Raw genomic sequence first — 17513 nt, forward strand, 5'->3', positions numbered from 1 at the left:
ATTAAAAAAGTTAAATAATCAAGGCATAAGATTGCTCTATGCCTTGATTATAATAATGATGAAATTATTTTATTCTCATAGAGCATAATGAGTTTGTAAGTAATTTTGTTAACTCTTACAATAATGCTAATCGGCTATAAAACGATGTAAATTTGTAAACAATTAAAACTTAAGTTTTGTACCTATAAGACCAACAGTACCTCGTGTTGTCTTACGAGGTGCTTCAGGGTAATATACAGGCTTACCTTTAGCTTGGAAATGAGAAATTTCAGCATATGGTAATAAACCAGGCATGATCTTATATTCAGTAGCTAAGCTTACAGTGTTAACAGTATTTTTATATCTTGAAGTTTTGAGATATTCAAGGCTTGTTTTTATAGGTCCTTGCCTATAAGCAACTGCTCCATTGTAATAATAGGTATCACGACCGACTTTATAATATTCTTTAGCGGTTAAGCTTTTACCTAAACTACCGTAAGAAGCTCCGCAAGAGAAATTACCGTAAGTAAATACTGCTCCAAGATTATATGCTTTTAAATTAGACAGCTTATAAGTATTTAGAACCTCTACTCCTTTAGTTCTGTCCATTTTAGTATGAATAAGACGACGAGCAGGCTTGCCGTATTCTCCGGTAACAGATAATTTTAAGTCTGTATCTTCACTAATTTCATGTTCATAAGTTAAGCCAGCAGAAAAAGCATCTCTAATATTCTGATTGATAGTCATAGCTTCATTATTTTCTAATTTAACCCTCTGTATTCCAGTTTTAGAAACGCTAATCACATTGCTTCCTGAACTTTTGTCAGGCATTAAATTATTTATATATCTATTACCACCTGTATTAGCAGTATCGGGAGTATAAGAGATAGCGGCTTGGAAGCCTTTCATTTTAGGCGTAAAAAAGTTTACTCTTCTAGCTCTTTCAGTTTTATCATTGATTTGATCAAAATAATTCGAGTATGATTCAAGATAAAAGCTAGCATTAGTATCAAAATCCGGCTTTAAGCCTTTATACCTCATATGCTGACCATTGAGTAGAGCATATCTAGACCACCCCCCAGTACCTGCAGTTACTTGAGAGCCAGTAATACGTAATTTAGCACTTGCATCAGCAGGAGAGCCGAGTTCTGTTTTACCGTAACTAGTTTCAATAAAGATATGTGATCCATTATAACTTGTAGAGGTTTTTACTCTTGTAGTAGGCTGAAGCACTATTTTAGCACCTGCTATTATATCATTAATAGTTTTAGTAATAGTTGCCGCAAACGCTGCTTCTGTATAGAACCCTAACTTTTTCCTGTTATCGGTTACATTTTTATCAAATAAAATTAAATGATCCTGTTTAATGTAACCACTTTCAAGTAAATAAAATCCTTCTAATTTTATTGAAGTATCAGAATTAGAAATAATAGGTGTTGGATTTTTTGTGGCAAGACAAGCCGATGCGAAGCAAACAATACTTGTAGCTAATAATAAATTTTTCATTTATTGAAGTCTCCATAAAACTAAATAATAATTTATAAAAATACTAAAAAATAAACTTTCAGTATATAAATCTAACTACACTAAAGTATAACAATGCTTTATAATAATTGACAATAAAAAACTATTTTAATTTGTAATAATTTAATTTTAAATAGATAATGTTGTATTATTACCACTATCATTATTCAAGTAACCTTAGACTTATAGTTTTAAAGAAAAATTTTGTATTGTAAATAATTATGAGTTATAATCATTAGTTTATTAATTAAATTAAGTTTTGATTATGGCTATTATGTCAGATAAGTGGATAAAAGAAGCTGTTATAAATCAAAGTATGATTAAACCATTTGTGGAAAAGCAGGTCAGAGTTCATAATAAAGACAAGATTATTTCTTATGGTTTATCTTCTTACGGCTATGATGCTAGAGTATCTAATGAATTTAAAATATTTACCAATATTAATTCTACTACGGTTGATCCAAAAAATTTCAGTGAATATAATTTAGTTGATAGAGAAGTAGATGTGTGTATTATCCCACCTAATAGTTTTGCCCTTGGCAGAACTATAGAATATTTTAAAGTACCACGTGATATATTAGTTATTTGTGTCGGCAAGTCCACTTATGCAAGGTGCGGTATAATAGTAAATGTGACTCCTTTAGAGCCAGAGTGGGAAGGACATGTAACTTTAGAGTTTTCTAATACTACTCCATTACCTGCTAAAATATATGCAAATGAAGGAGCTTGTCAGTTTTTATTTTTAAACAGTGATCAAATGTGTGATACTTCATATGCTGATCGACAAGGAAAATATATGAAACAAGTAGGCGTAACTTTACCATTAACATAACTTTTTTATTTAAAAAATTTATTAGTTCTTACTTTAAAAAACAATAATACTATTAAGTAAGTAATTATAAATATAATATTTTTAATAAGGATCTTTATGAGTACAATAAATACTAATACGAATGAGGTAATGCCTCATATTTCCGTTAATGCACAATATATAAAAGATTTATCTCTTGAGAACCCTTCTGCCCCATCTTCTCTTGCAGCTTTGGATCAACGCCCTCAAATTGATTTATCTCTAGATATAAATATTACTAATTTATCGGAAGAAAATTTCTATGAAGTAGAGTTAAATATCGAAGCAATTGCAAGAAATGAAAAATATACATTATTTCAGATAGAATTAAAATATGCCGGAGTATTTAATTTAATTAATATTGATTCTGAACAACATCCGATTTTATTATCCGTTCATTGCCCGGCAATGATATTCCCATTTGCTAGAAAAATTATAGCTAGTTGTACTCAAGATGCAGGATTCCAGCCTTTAATGATTGATCCTATAGACTTTGGTGCCTTATATCATAAAAAAATGTCGGAGCATCAAAACTAAGAAAATCATTTAATTATTAAATACACTTCGTTTTAAACGTCATGGTTTTTAAATCAATATAGATAAGATATAATAGTAAAAATTTTATCAATATGTTTAAATATTCTTTACTTATATTATTAATGAATGTATAAAGCACTAGATAAAAAATTATAAATTAATTAACAATAACTAACTGTAATTAAATTATAACACAATATAAAAATTATTTTATGGAGAAAAACAATGAGAGTTTTGTTAATTGAAGACAAGCCGGAAATGGCGAACTTAATAGAGCTAACTTTAGCTTCAGAGGGTATAGTTTGCGATAAAGCTTCAGTTGGTGTAGAAGATTTAAGGCTTGCTAAAGTCAGTGGTTATGATCTAGTGATTTTAGATCTTATGTTACCTGATATTAATAGTTTTGAAATATTACTAAGATTGCGTGCTGCAAAAATAAAAACCCCTATCTTAATTCTATCTAGCTTAACGGATACGGATCAAAAAATTACTGGTTTCTCTTTCGGAGCCGATGATTATCTAACCAAGCCGTTTGTAAGAGAGGAATTAATTGCTAGAATTAAAGCTATAGTTAGACGTTCTAAAGGTCATGTAGCATCAGTATTTAGATTTGATAAGGTTAGTGTAAACCTAGATACTAGAAGTGTAGAAGTTGAAGGCAAAAAAGTACATTTGACAAACAAAGAATATGCTGTTTTAGAGCTATTAATACTTCGAAGAGGCACTATTTTAACTAAAGAAATGTTCTTAAATCACTTATATAATAGTGTTGACGAACCGGCAATAAAAATTATTGACGTATTTATTTGTAAGCTTCGTAAAAAGCTAAGTGATGCTGCCGGCGGTAGAGATTATATTGATACAGTATGGGGACGCGGTTATATGCTAAAAGAATATGATGAATTACAACAAAAAGAAATTTTAGCACAAGGAGCATAATTAATGCCTTTATCTGCTTCTTTACTTGGTAAAAATAGTACTTATAAAGATAGTTACGATGCAACTTTATTATTTAAAATTCCACGTATAAATAATCGAAACGAACTTGGAATAAATAGTAATAATCTTCCGTTTTACGGTGTAGATATTTGGAATACATATGAACTATCTTGTCTTAATAAGAATGGTAAGCCATGGGTTGGAGTAGGCACTTTTTATATACCAACGGATTCTGAAAATATAGTAGAGTCAAAATCATTTAAATTATATCTAAATTCTTTTAATAACTTTGTTGTTGAATCAATAGAAGAATTAGAAAGAATTATCTTGCAGGACCTAAGTAATGTTACACACGCTAAAGTAACAGGACAGATATTTCCTATAAATACAAAAATAGAATTTGGTCTTCCAAGCGGTAAAAATATCGATGATTTAAATATAGAATGCAATAATTACTGTCCACCCGATAATAGTTTAATTGAGTATGAAGATGTTTTGGTAGAAGAAGAGATTAATTCTAATTTACTAAAATCAAATTGTTTAGTAACCGGTCAGCCGGATTGGGGTACAATCGTTATAAAATATAGAGGAAAAAAGTTAAAACATGATTCTTTCCTAAAATATCTAATATCTTTTAGAAATTATAATGAATTTGCAGAGCAGTGTGCCGAGCGTATTTTTACAGACATTAATAACTCGATAAATCCTGATTTTCTTTCTATTTATATAGTATATACTAGGCGTGGAGGGATTGATATTTGTCCATATCGTTCTCTAGATCAAAATTATAATTTACCTAGCAATAAACGACTTATTAGACAGTAATACACTTTTTTAATCCATAAAAAAATTTCGCTTTGTGAGGAAACCTTGATTATGTTGATAACAAGTTATCATTGTGAGAATTTACTAGCCCTTATTGTATAGATCAAAAAACACGTTCAGGTATCCACCCTAGCTTGACCACGGAAATACAAACTTAAAATACTAATAATTTTAGTATTTTTAACTGGATCCCACAATCAAGTCGTTGGGGATAATAATCAGACAATGATCCATGCAAGCAATTCTTCCGCAGAATAGAAGTTATTATAATTTTATGATTCTTTTGTAGGATTTTGTATAGGTTTTAAGACTTCTACTATTTTATTTAGGTCTATTTGACTACAGATTCCCAGTAATACAGGATCACGAGGACGAATAGAATTCATATTCCAATGACTACGGGTCCTAATAGCATTGATAGTAGTTTTAGTAGTACCTACTAGTTTAATTATTTGATGGTCTTGGATGTTCGGATAATTAGATAATAACCAATATATAGCATCCGGTTTATCTTGACGTCTTGCTATAGGGATATATTTAGCACGTTGTTTTTTCTGATTTTTCATCAATTCATCAGTTGGACTATATGAAATTTGTAAGCTAGTATTAGGATCTTTACTGCAACGTTCAATTTCCTCTAAAGTTAATTGACCGTTTGCAATTGGACTTAAACCTTTTATAGATTGTGCTACCTCACCGTCAGCCATACCTTTTATTTCAAATTCATGAATACCGCAAAAATCGGCAATTTGTTTAAAAGTTAAAGAAGTATGTTCAATTAACCACATAGCTGTGGCTTTTGGCAGAAGCGGTAATATTTTTTGCGCATTCATGATAATTGTTTTTTGGCTTAATTTGAAAAGTTATAACAAATAGAGTTATTTAAGTCAATCTTCATTTAAAATGATCAATGTCATTTTATAGCTAAAAGCAAGTAATAAAAAAATGCTATAAATTAGCATTTTTAACTGTATTGCTTCATCAATTACTGTATAATTTCCCTCGCAATGACGAAAAAATCGATCTATGCAACAAATAAAGCCAAGCTTGTAGTGGAATCCATCCAGTATTTTTTTATTGATACCTGTGGAGTGATCACAGTATGATATAGAAAAGAGTTGAATTTTCTCCTATGTGGGAATGATATATTACATCCTAATCTTCATTTAAAAACTGAACGATTTCCTCAACTACTTTCTTAGCATCTCCAAATAGCATAAAAGTATTATCATGATAAAATAGTTCATTTTCTATGCCTGCATATCCTGATGCCATAGAGCGTTTAATAAACAAAATAGTGTGGGCTTTTTCAACATCGAGTACTGGCATACCATAAATTGGACTATTCGGATCATTTTTAGTGGCGTGATTAGTTACATCATTTGCGCCAATCACAAGCACTACGTTAGTAGTAGCGAAATCTCTATTAATTTCTTCAAGCTCAAGTACTTTTTCATAATCTATATTAGCTTCTGCAAGTAAAACATTCATATGCCCCCCCTGGGGGCCATTCTACCGGCTACTGGATGTGCGGCAAAACGTACATTAATATTTGAATGCTCTAATATATTAACCATCTCTTTTATGATATGTTGAGATTAGGCTACTGCTATACCGTAACCCGGGACAATTATCACCGATGATGCATTAATGTGCCGCATCTGCAGGGCAGCTTGTTTTTGCTATTTTATCATCTTCTATATCTTTATTAATTCCTGCGGGGTGAGGTAAAAATGCCACAAAAAAAACCTTAATTAATGAGCGGTTCATAGCTTTACACATTATATTTAGCTAAAGTCCCCGCTACTCTGCCTACCAATGCTCCAGTAATAATGAGTAGGCTATTACTAAGTGTAAAGCCTATACCTGCTGCCGCAAAACCTGAGTATGAATTTAGCATAGATACTATAACCGGCATATCTGCACCGCCTATAGGTATTATCAATAATACTCCAATTAACAGCGATACAAAGACTATTAGATTAAATAAAAATATACTCTCTGAACGAATAAATGATCTTATCAAAAGAACTAATATTATTGCTGACCATAGAATTTTAACTGGCTACTTTTTATTAAGCCAATTTTAGAAACGCTATTACCGAACCACTAAAAGTTAATGCACCTATAGAAACGTCAAGTGAGATTTCTATTAATGAATTAATTGGTAAGCTGCCTACTATTCCTGTAGAAAAATTTTCAGGAGCAAGTACTGTAGTGTAAGCTACAAATACTGCAGCAAGACCGACAAAAGAGTGAAAGCCTGCAACTAATTGAGACATTGCCGTTATAGAAATTTTAAGTGCAATAATTCCTCCAATTATACTGCCTAATAATATTAGTAGTTATAATTGGTAATTTATGAGTAAAATCAGGTAGGAAAAAAGTAACGCTGACTTGCTATTGTCATCCCCAAAATACCTATAGTACTACCTAAACGTGCTTGTTTCTGTGAGGATCAGAATTTGAGGGATAAAATAAAACAAATAGCAGAAGCTAAATATAGTAATTGGATAATCTGCAGAGACATATATGAATTACTTATTTTACTAGATTCCTGCCTACGCGGGAAACAGCAAAATTCACTATCCTTAAAAAGGAAATCCTATACCTATAGAAACTATTAAAGGATTAAGTTTAACTTTAGAGGTGACGGTTTTATTACCTACTAAATTTGGTTTGTATTCAAGTTTAGGATTTAACAAAAATTGTTTTACGTCTAGATTGATTAAAGTATCATCTTTAGCGTAAAAATCTACACCTATTTGTCCTACAGCACCATGTCCGTTTCTAATTTTAAGACTGGTTGCTTGCGTAAGCATATAAGACCCGTGATAACCTAGACCTATATACGGTCTTATCCCACCGTAAGGAGCTATATGAAACTGTCCGGTAATCGTTGCAGGAATCATATAAATTGGTTTATATTTTCCTAGTTTAGTGACAGCACCGTAATTATGAGCAACATTTGCAATGGCTTTATACTTGGTACGTAAAACATTAAAGCCAAGTGATAATTCAGTAGCTAAATAATTGTTAAAGAATATAGTAGTGGATGCATTACCGCCATAACCATTTTTTGCAACTTCTCCTACTGAAACGGGTTGAGTAGAGGTAGGAGGAGGTAGTCCTTTTTGCTTAGCACTTGAAAAAGTAGCACCTAGACGCACCTTGAAAACTAAACTTCCTTCGTTTTCGTAATACGGTGTACTATCATAGTACTCAGTAGAGTCTATATCATTGTACATGCTTTTAGCAAAACTACTCATGCTTATGCTAGACACAAGCAAAGTTATCCCTAATTTTTTCACTATTCTTAACATATAATTATAACCTTTACTTGCTTAAAATTGATTACCATATATATTATATAAAATTTTTGTTTATACCTTTGTCATAAAAGATAGAATGCTTTTATGCTAAAAGTCAAGACATTTAATAAATTTATAGGAATTTGGGTATATTAATGAATGATGCATTAAAAACATATTTAACTGGTATAGGTTGGTTTTTACTTAGTTTAGTCAGTAGTAGTGCCAATGATGTAATGTCTAAATATCTGGGGACTCGTTTAGATAGCTTTGAGGTAGCTTTTTTCCGTTTCTTTTTTAGTAGTATAGTTTTACTACCTTTTGTTGCTTATTACGGTAAAAATACCTTAAAGACAAGTAGTCCTTTTGTACATATATTAAGAGGATTATTATTATTTTTCGGTATGACTGCATGGACTTACGGTCTTACTATTGCTCCTGTTACGACTGCAACCGTCATAAGTTTTTCTATCCCTTTATTTACTTTAATACTTGCCGTATTTTTTCTTAACGAAAATATTATTTGGCAAAGGTGGGTGGTTACCATAGTAGGATTTATAGGGCTTGTTATTACGCTTAAACCGCATGCAGAGGATTTTAATCCCGAAATTTTGTATTTTGTATTAGCGGCTATTTCATTTGCTATGCTTGACATTATTAATAAAAAATTTGTAATAAAAGAATCGATGATTAGTATGCTATTTTATTCTGCAATAGTAACTGCTATAGTATCGCTACCTGTAGCATCTCAGTATTGGCTAACTCCCAGTAGTTTTGAATTAGTTTTATTATTTGTACTCGGTAGTAGTGGAAGCATAATATTATTCTTCCTGCTTAAAGCCTTTTCTATGGTAGATGCTACCGCTACTGCTCCTTATAGATATTTAGAGCTTGTAATTTCAGCAATAGCAGCATATTTAATATTTAATGAATTTCCTGATAAAAGCACACTCTATGGAGCAGTAATAATAATTCCTGCCACCTTATTTATAATATACTCCGAAAAAAAAGCCATGAGCAGAAAACATGAATCGCAGTAAACTAGTATTTTCAAGTGTTATCGCCAATACTTTTGAATGGTACGATTATGTATTATTCGGTTATTTTGCACCTATAATCGGAGCTAAATTCTTCCCGAATGATGAAGCTAATACTGCTTTACTACAAGCTTTTTTAGTTTTTGCGATAGGCTATTTAGCAAGACTTCTTGGAGGAATATTTTTTGGTGTTATAGGTGATAGATTTGGACGAAAAGTAGCCTTAACTAGTGCATTATTTTGCATGTCTGCTCCAACCGTGTTAATCGGAATATTACCGACCTATCATACTATCGGCATTACTGCTACCATATTAATGATTATCGTTAGAATTTTGCAAGGATTATCGATGGGAGGAGCTTTGACCGGTTCTATTTCATTTGTTATTGAGCATACTAGCTCTAAACACCGAGGCTTCACCGGTAGTATTTTAATGTCTAGTATATGCTCCGGTTTACTGCTCGGTGCTTTTGTTTCTTATATAGTCAGGCACATCCTCACAGCTTCACAATTTGATAATTTTGGCTGGAGAATACCTTTTTTACTTGGTTTTTTTATTCTTTTTGCAGCATTTTATATTAAAAAACATACCGACGAAACACCGAATTTTAAAAACCTAAGAGAGCAGAAAAAGATTTTACAGTCACCGTTAGAAAAAGTTATTACCAATCATTGGTTTGATATATTAATCTCAATTTTTATCAATGCTCCGGGTTCGATAATATTCTACCTAACTACAATTTACTTAGTATCATTCCTAAAAATCAGCCGTAATTTCACTGAAGATGAGGTAAATAGTCTCGCTAGCGTATGTTACGTGATTATGATAGCCGTAACTTTATTAAGTGGTTATTTATCCGATATTATAGGTCGCAGAAAAATTTTTGTAATTAATCTTGTAATAATTATTGTAATGACACCGTTTTTACTTAATAACTTTAAGAATGGCGACTTCACGAGCATAATTATCTCACAATTTATATTGGCAGTACTTGCCGCTAGCTATATTGGTCCTGAACCGGCATTGCAAGCAGAATTTTACCATGCAAATATACGTAATACCGCTCTCTCTATTTCATATAACACTGCTACAAGTATTTTTGGCGGTACTACGCCTCTTGTCTTTGAATATTTAGTACAAAAAACAGGTCATGTAACCTCGGCAGTTTATTACATCATATTAAGCTGTATTTTTGCATTGATTGCTTTATCTTTTTACAAAAATAGAAGTTTAGATAAGATGCAAAGCTAATAAGATGAAATAATATAACAAATTCAAAAATTCTTCTTGATTTAATAGCAAATATGTGGCACAAAGATTTTGAAATAAGGTTTAGGCTACTATAGCTCAGGGGTAGAGCACTTCATTGGTAATGAAGAGGTCGGGGGTTCAATTCCCCCTAGTAGCACCATTAATATATTCAAAGCTTTATAAGTTTTTATCTTTGCTTGAAAAACTCATACACTGATTTTAGTCTAGTTTCTATCAGATACTGTTTATTTTATAAAGCTAAGTTGCAAATAATATAAAACTAATGTATAATTTTCATTAAAATACGATAATGATTGTTTTATGATAGACATACTTCTCTTTGTACATATTACTATTGCAATATTGTTAATTATAGTTATTCTAATGCAGCGTAGCGGATCAGATGGAATTAGTAGTATAAGCGGTGGTAATAACATGGGAGTGGTCAGTGCTAAAACAGTCAGTAATTTTCTTACTAAAAGCACTGTAATACTTATGATATTATTTTTAATAAATGCAATAGTACTTGCTAACCTTTCCTCAAAAAAGAAATCTGATTTAGTTTCTAAGATTAATGAAATTGAAGAAAATCAAACAGAAAATAGTTTACCTATAGCTAAATAGTTACAGTTTTATCTTATTAATATCCTCTCATACTTGTCACTTACATAATATAATTCTATCTTTGTAGTACATTGTTGTTATCTTGAATGTACTACTTGTTATCAATTGATGTCATCACCGTGAAAACGGTAAAATATTATAAAAAACTTATTTTTATATTGTTATATGTAATTTTTATACTAATATTAAGGTTATTTTTTCTAGATTTCCACCTACGCCGGAATGACTTCAAAGCTAGTGCTAACCAAAACAATTCTTTTTAGGAAATACCCATAAAATAATTTTAAAAATGTCTATAGAATTTAATATAAAAGAAAAGATTTATATCATTTTGTGTACGTTTTTTACAGTACTTATTATAGTAGGAAACTTAATATATCAAAAATTTATTTCCCTTAATATTTTTAATTTTTATATTCTTGAATTGTCTGTAGGAACAATTTTGTACCCGTTAACTTTTTTATTCACTGACTTGATAACCGAGTTTTACAGTAAAGAAAGAGCCAATTTTTGTGTAAAGCTTGCTATTATTTTTAATATAATAGTAGTTTTAATAATAAGTCTTATGGATAAATTGGAAGCTACTAATTGGTCTAATGTTGATAACATAACTTTTCATAAAGTTTTTGGCTCATATCATATATCTTTTTTAGCATCAACTTTTGCTTGTTATATAGCTCAACTTTTAGATATTAATATCTATTTATGGATACGTAAAATTACTAAAGGTAAATATTTATGGATAAGAAACAATTTCAGTACGGCAATTTCTTTATTTATTGATACTTTTATTGTAATTGGGATTATGAGCTTGTTTAATATTATCCCTCTTAAACAATTAGATTATCTTGTTCTTAATAGCTATTCATTTAAACTATTTTTTACTATATTTAGTACCCCAATATTTTATGCAGGAGTTTGCTTAATAAGCTTATTCTTTAAGAAAGGATAAGTTTTAACTTATCCTTTCTTAATATGAATAGTGAATTATTATATAATCTGTTATTTAGTTAATATATTAGATCTTTCTACACTTTGCTTCTACAGGTAATTTATAAGTCGATCCAGTACTTGAATCCTCACTTACGTCTATCTATATACGCTCTAGTTCGAGGTGCAGAACTACTTTAACCTTTGATTTCTACAACTTTTAAATCAATAGCAAATTACATAAGTAATTTGCTATTGTTGATTTATAAATTAACTTTTAGTTTAACAAGACCTTGATGGCTTTGATATTTTTTATGCGTATAATAATTATACTCAAGTAGAACATTTATATTTTTTCTACTCATAAGTATATTACTACCGATATTATATCCAAGCTTAGGTTGTTTTGGTAGAATAATTATTTCTTGTAATGCTTGTCCTTTAAAAGTTGCTTTTGCATTAACTTTTGTATTTTTATTATTGAAGTGATACTCAATATTACCGTACAAACTTGGTGTTAATACTATATTACTTATGGTTGCTATAGGCTTAAACACTATTTTACCGCCAAGGCTACTTTCAAATGATTGATTTGATTTCTTTTGAATCATTAAATTTTCTATATCTACATTATACTCTTTATAGTTGCTAGCTCTTGAATAATCGTATTTAAGGCTAATATTAGGGATTAAATATAAATCATATTTTGTACGATATTTATAATTTAACAAGCTTTCAAAACTTACGTTATTGTTTTGATATTTTCCAATTATATTATTGGTACTTATAGATTTGTTTTTAATATAATTATGACTGTAAGTTGTTATAGCTTGCAACGTGAAACCTTTAATTAGTTCTTTTTGACCGTAAATGCTTAAAAGATGACCGTTAATTGCTGTTTTTCCTAGTTTTTTATTATATTTAACTTGAGAGTTTAAACGGCTATAAGCTATTCCTATAACATCATGACTATTGATGAATTCAGCATCAGTCCCGATAGTTATGCCGGTTGTACGACCTTGATATTTTGGAATATTCTTCCAAGCGCTTTGTTTGTTGATCCCGTATAAGCCGCTAATCCATAATCCTCTATTTATACTAGCTTCTTCATCACCGGCAGCTATAATACCAATATTAAGTCTATTAGCTAAAATACTAGGATGAATATACTTATTAAGAGTTGAAGTTGCCTTAACTAATATTGCTACTTTGTTATTAGTTTCTTTAGATATCTGTTCTTTTAATACAGCCTCATCTTGTCTTGCAATTTCTTCAGTTTCTAATGACATATTGATAGTTTTATCTTCACTTTCTAAAGGTATATCTTTTTTAAATTCTTCTTCAGTTGTGTTATTGCTTTCTTCTAGTTCTTTTTCATCAGTTTCATATCCTTCATCTTCTTCATCACTAGATCTTAATGCTAGAAGTGATTTTTTGTCATCTGAGGATTTATCATTTTTGCTATCGTTAGAATCTGATAACATTTGTGATACAGTAGTTTTTGAGTCAGATAACTCTAACTTTTTATTGTTATCGTCGTTATCTTCATATTTTGTATCACTTTCTGTTAAGGATTTATCATTTTTGCTATCGTTAGAATCTGATAACATTTGTGATACAGTAGTTTTTGAATCAGATAACTCTAACTTTTTATTGTTATCGTCGTTATCTTCATATTTTGTATCACTTTCTGTTAAGGATTTATCATTTTTGCTATCGTTAGAATTTGATAACATTTGTGATACAGTAGTTTTTGAATCAGATAACTCTAACTTTTTATTGTTATCGTCGTTATCTTCATATTTTGTATTACTTTCTATTGAGGATTTATCATTTTTAACTTTGTTTTCTTGTTGTAATCGTTTTTTCATTTTATCTACAAGCGATTCTTTCTTACCTTTATTTTCTGGCTGAACATTACTACCATATTTTTGTTCTAGATTAGTAGATTCTGTTAGTAATTCTTCAACAAAAAGTAGTAATTCTTTATCTTTTGTTAATTCCAAAAGTTTAGAATTATAAATATTATGTACTTCTTGCCCTATTTCAGTTCTAGGACCTATAAAATCAGAGTTAGCAGTATTAAATGCCTCTCTTACCTCTTCTTCTGTATATTTTGTCATTTGCTGTGTAAAAATGTTATGTATATCTTCAGTTATAGGACCTATAAAATCAGAGTTAACAGAAGTAAACGCTGCTATTAATGCATCTGTACGTTTTTTGCTAGGTTTAACATTATCTTCAACATATCTAATAAATTCTTTATCTTTTGTTAATTCCAAAAGTTTAGAAGTATAAATATTATGTATTTCTTGTCCTATTTCAGTTCTAGGACCTATAAAGCTAGATTTCATAGTGCTAACTGCTTCTTGCATTTTTTCAAAATATTGCGTGTTTTGATTGACTTCAGATACATTTTTTGAATGCTCAAGTACTATTGATTCTATTATAGCTTTTTGCAACAAATCGGCATCAGAGTATTTTGCTTTATGTCCTGCTGATTTTTGTCCCGATAAAGCAAATCCATTATATCTTAAAGCTATATCAGAGTTAAAATCATAAACCTGTGGAACTGTTTTGCTAGTATGTGTGTTAATATTTTCATTTAATTTAGTAATTCTATTTATCCAATCTTCAGTAATCCCTAAATTTTTTAGATAAGTTATTTGCAAAATTTTTGAACCAGGCGGTGGTGGTGGCGGCGGTGGCATATTACTGGTATGAGTGTGATTTTTAGATTCTTCTTGCTCGTATTTTTGAAGAGCCTTTAATATTACATACATATTTAATTTACTAGAAAGAATTCTTACTTGTTGATCGCTCATGCCTGTAAATGAAGGCAAAGCTAATCTTAATTGATCTAAATTATTATTACTTTCATGTTTGATAATAGTAGCTTTTAAAAACTCTTTTAATAATTCTGGATCTTTTTCTTTTACTATAGCAATAAAATCATTTTGAGATAAATTTGCTGTAGTTAATTCTTCAAATTTTATTGTACTTAAAATAGCTGTTCTTAAATTATCGAGTTTAGCTTGTGCTTGATCAGAATGAATTACTTTTTTCAATTTGTTATTTTCTTGTGTTAAAAAATTAATTTGCTCTTGGGTTGTTAATATAGCAGGGTTTTTGATTAATTCTGCAAGCTTAGTGTCAAACGTTTGACCAAGAATTGCTGCTTTTTCATAAGCAAATTTTAATTGTTCAAATGGATTTTGTTTACTCTCTAATTCTCTCATCAATTTTGATTTATTTAATTCATGTTCAATAGGCTTCTTTAATGCTTCAGATATTTTACACGACGATAATAAAATACGTTCTACTGCATCATCAGCATCTTCATTGAAAAGATTTTGTAGTATTGCTTCGCTTGTTATTGTTTTCTTACCATTTACGGTTATATCTTGTATATATGGGTCTTGAACAAGGATAACAAAAACTTCTTTCGCTTTTTCTGTAACTTCTGGATTTGGATTACCAAATAAAGTTATAAGATCTTCAGTATTGATTCCTTGCTCAGCATATGATGCTGTTAATATTTGGCGGATAACATTTGTAATATCACTTTGTTTCTTTATGAGTTGATCTTGTAAATCATCAGCTTTTTTACCGCCTGTCTCAGCTCTATATTGCTTATATAATTTAGCATATTCTGTCTTTGGTTCACTTCTTTTTGGAGTATTGCTTTTAGTTATATTTTCAGTGGTTTTTTTATTTTTTGATTTATTATTTTGAATAAATTGATTATATAAATCATATAATTTAGGAGTACTTTTAAGCTTGTCTAAATAAGGATTACCAAACAGAGGAGGCAGTGGTGGTGGTGGTGGTGGTAGCAGCGGCGGCATGTTACCATTACCATGTGTTTTATTTTGAATACTTAATCCAAATAAATTATATATTTGCGTATTTAATTCTTGCTCAGAAAAGCTCATAATTTTAATACTATCTTCAAATCCCTGACTGTGAAAAGAATTTGCTAACTTAATCATTTCCGAACTACTTAAATCTTTTTCTGTAACATGATATTTTCTTAGTATTGCATTAATTACTTTTATTCCTTCAGGAGATATACCATTGCCTTGAGCAGTATATGAGTGTACATTATTTTTTAACTCTAATTGTAACATTAGAACTTTTTTTACTATCGATTTGTCTGTAATTGCTGCCAGTTTTAATAAATCTGATAATTTATCATGCCGCACTTCTCCTTTAAATACTAAAGGAATTATATTTTCTTTTGCATATTTGCTAATATTTTCAATAATTTTTTTTCTTTGTTCTTCAGAGCTATTTTTAAATAATTCTTTTAGAATAGGTTTATGTTCGACGTCAATATTTGTATTAAAATTTAATTTCCCCTTATCATCACTAAATAATATTTTTTGAATAGTATCATTATTAAAATCACTTAAGATAGCATTTACTGCTTCTTTTTTATAACTACTATCTACTTCAAGATTTAGTGCTGCTATAGGCTCTGTTTTAATAAGATGTTTAAATTCTTCAATGTTTGCTTCTTGTTGTATTATTTTATATATATTTTGCTGGGACTGTGTAAAATTATTATTCCCCTTTCCTTTAAGCAAGCGTTCAAGAGTACTTCTAGGATCAAAAGAATATGGTTGTTTTTCTTTTTTAAGTGTGTCAAAAGGAAATTGAGAAAATTTTTCTTCAGTATCTGTAGTTGTTCTAGAATGTTTAGTAAATGGTTTAGTAGTATTTTGTTTATTGTCGGCTTGATGTTTTACTTCTGTTTCAGCTTTTATTTGCTTTAGATAAAGCTTTGCATGTCCTTTATCTATATTAAATTCTTTCATTATTTCGTGAGTGTTAGGAATATGATTAGTATCTACATAATGCTGTTTTTTATTATGCATAACATGCATTCTTATATCATTAATATATTTTGTATCATTTGACTCTCTATCTTTACCAAAAAGTTTATGCAGTGTTTCTTGTGTAGGAATCTTTCCAATAGTTATAATTTCTGCTTTTTTATTCTTCATAACTTGATCTCTTATCGCAGTCCTACGAAGTTTTGCTTTGGCTTTATCTATATTAAGTTTTTTCGTTAATTCTTCTAATTCAGGAACCATGCCGGTAGTTGTGTAGTCCTTTTCTACAAGTGCAATTTTTACTAAATCAATATATCGATCTATTATTGCTTTCTTGTCCTTTTCTGCACGGCGTACTTTTTGATCTGTTTCTATTGTAGAGTTTGTTTTTCTAGGATCATAAACTATTCCAAGGTTTTCTCCTACCTCTTCAGGTGTAGGAATTACTCCTCGATTAATATATTCATTAAATTTTTTATCATAATCTGGTTGTGCTATTTGTGCGATATATAAAGTAATGTCAGCATTTTTTTCTCTTGCTTTGTGTCGGATATTTGTGTTTGAATCAGACAAAAGTTTCGGATCAAAACCATTTTGTACATCAAGTATTGCTTGATTAAGATCAGGTACTAACTTTGCTGCTTTCCAAGCTGCTTGTTTGGTTACTAAACTATATTGATTCCATTGATTTTTTCGCTGTGCTTCCGAAAGATGGCTCAAAGCCGGTGTTTTGTTAGCTAATTGTGTAAAACTTGCTGCTCTAGCACTTGTACTTAAAAAACTAATAGCTAACAAATATGTGGACATAAAAAAAGCTAAAGCATATTTTTTTGAATTGAAACTTTGTGCATTCATTAGAACCTCAAT

General features: G+C 30.0%; 12 protein-coding genes, 1 tRNA gene and 1 pseudogene. 9 read left to right on the plus strand and 5 right to left on the minus strand.

The window, feature by feature from the left end; genetic code table 11:
- Positions 1-162: 162 nt before the first annotated feature.
- A complete protein-coding gene (locus tag A1E_RS00310) occupies positions 163-1485 on the minus strand; it encodes a porin (RefSeq protein WP_012148219.1) in 1323 nt (440 codons plus the stop codon).
- A gap of 283 nt (positions 1486-1768) precedes the next feature.
- Between A1E_RS00310 and dcd the strand changes: the two genes are divergently transcribed.
- From dcd to queF, 4 genes are all read left to right on the plus strand, one after another.
- On the plus strand, positions 1769-2335 hold the full coding sequence (gene dcd, locus A1E_RS00315) for a dCTP deaminase (RefSeq protein WP_012148220.1): 567 nt from the start codon (positions 1769-1771) through the stop codon (positions 2333-2335).
- 96 nt (positions 2336-2431) lie between these two features.
- Positions 2432-2890, plus strand: coding sequence for a protein-export chaperone SecB (gene secB / locus A1E_RS00320; protein ID WP_012148221.1), 459 nt, complete (start codon positions 2432-2434; stop codon positions 2888-2890).
- 225 nt (positions 2891-3115) lie between these two features.
- Positions 3116-3829, plus strand: a complete 714-nt coding sequence (gene ctrA, locus A1E_RS00325) for a response regulator transcription factor CtrA (RefSeq protein ID WP_012148222.1) — start codon at positions 3116-3118, stop codon at positions 3827-3829.
- Positions 3830-3832: 3 nt separating this feature from the next.
- A complete protein-coding gene (gene queF / locus A1E_RS00330; RefSeq protein WP_012148223.1) occupies positions 3833-4654 on the plus strand; it encodes an NADPH-dependent 7-cyano-7-deazaguanine reductase QueF in 822 nt (273 codons plus the stop codon).
- A gap of 272 nt (positions 4655-4926) precedes the next feature.
- Here the strand turns inward: queF and A1E_RS00335 are convergent, their stop codons facing one another.
- The 3 genes and pseudogenes from A1E_RS00335 to A1E_RS00350 all read right to left on the minus strand — a co-directional run bounded on the left by A1E_RS00335 (position 4927) and on the right by A1E_RS00350 (position 7977).
- Positions 4927-5487, minus strand: coding sequence for a cell cycle transcriptional regulator TrcR (locus tag A1E_RS00335; RefSeq protein WP_012148224.1), 561 nt, complete (start codon positions 5485-5487; stop codon positions 4927-4929).
- 322 nt (positions 5488-5809) lie between these two features.
- Positions 5810-7064: pseudogene (locus A1E_RS07055) on the minus strand (NAD(P)(+) transhydrogenase (Re/Si-specific) subunit beta).
- A gap of 181 nt (positions 7065-7245) precedes the next feature.
- The gene (locus A1E_RS00350; protein WP_012148227.1) at positions 7246-7977 is read right to left on the minus strand and encodes an OmpW family outer membrane protein; all 732 of its coding nucleotides are present in this window, start codon (positions 7975-7977) and stop codon (positions 7246-7248) included.
- 143 nt (positions 7978-8120) lie between these two features.
- Here A1E_RS00350 and A1E_RS00355 point away from each other — a divergent pair, with 143 nt between their 5' ends.
- From A1E_RS00355 to A1E_RS00375, 5 genes are all read left to right on the plus strand, one after another.
- Positions 8121-9005: a DMT family transporter gene (locus A1E_RS00355; protein ID WP_012148228.1), complete on the plus strand. Its 885-nt coding sequence runs from the start codon at positions 8121-8123 to the stop codon at positions 9003-9005.
- Positions 8992-10254, plus strand: coding sequence for an MFS transporter (locus A1E_RS00360; protein ID WP_012148229.1), 1263 nt, complete (start codon positions 8992-8994; stop codon positions 10252-10254). The genes A1E_RS00355 and A1E_RS00360 overlap by 14 nt, the downstream gene beginning before the upstream one ends.
- A gap of 85 nt (positions 10255-10339) precedes the next feature.
- Positions 10340-10414, plus strand: a tRNA-Thr gene (locus A1E_RS00365).
- A 161-nt stretch (positions 10415-10575) separates the two neighbouring features.
- Complete coding sequence (gene secG, locus A1E_RS00370) at positions 10576-10878, plus strand: preprotein translocase subunit SecG (RefSeq protein ID WP_012148230.1); 303 nt, start codon at positions 10576-10578, stop codon at positions 10876-10878.
- Between the two features lie 289 nt (positions 10879-11167).
- Complete coding sequence (locus A1E_RS00375; protein ID WP_012148231.1) at positions 11168-11830, plus strand: queuosine precursor transporter; 663 nt, start codon at positions 11168-11170, stop codon at positions 11828-11830.
- Between the two features lie 241 nt (positions 11831-12071).
- On the opposite strand, the gene A1E_RS00380 is transcribed toward A1E_RS00375, so the two are convergent.
- A complete protein-coding gene (locus tag A1E_RS00380; RefSeq protein WP_012148232.1) occupies positions 12072-17501 on the minus strand; it encodes an autotransporter outer membrane beta-barrel domain-containing protein in 5430 nt (1809 codons plus the stop codon).
- Positions 17502-17513: the final 12 nt, after the last annotated feature.

The organism is Rickettsia canadensis str. McKiel (assembly GCF_000014345.1).
Classification (GTDB): domain Bacteria; phylum Pseudomonadota; class Alphaproteobacteria; order Rickettsiales; family Rickettsiaceae; genus Rickettsia; species Rickettsia canadensis.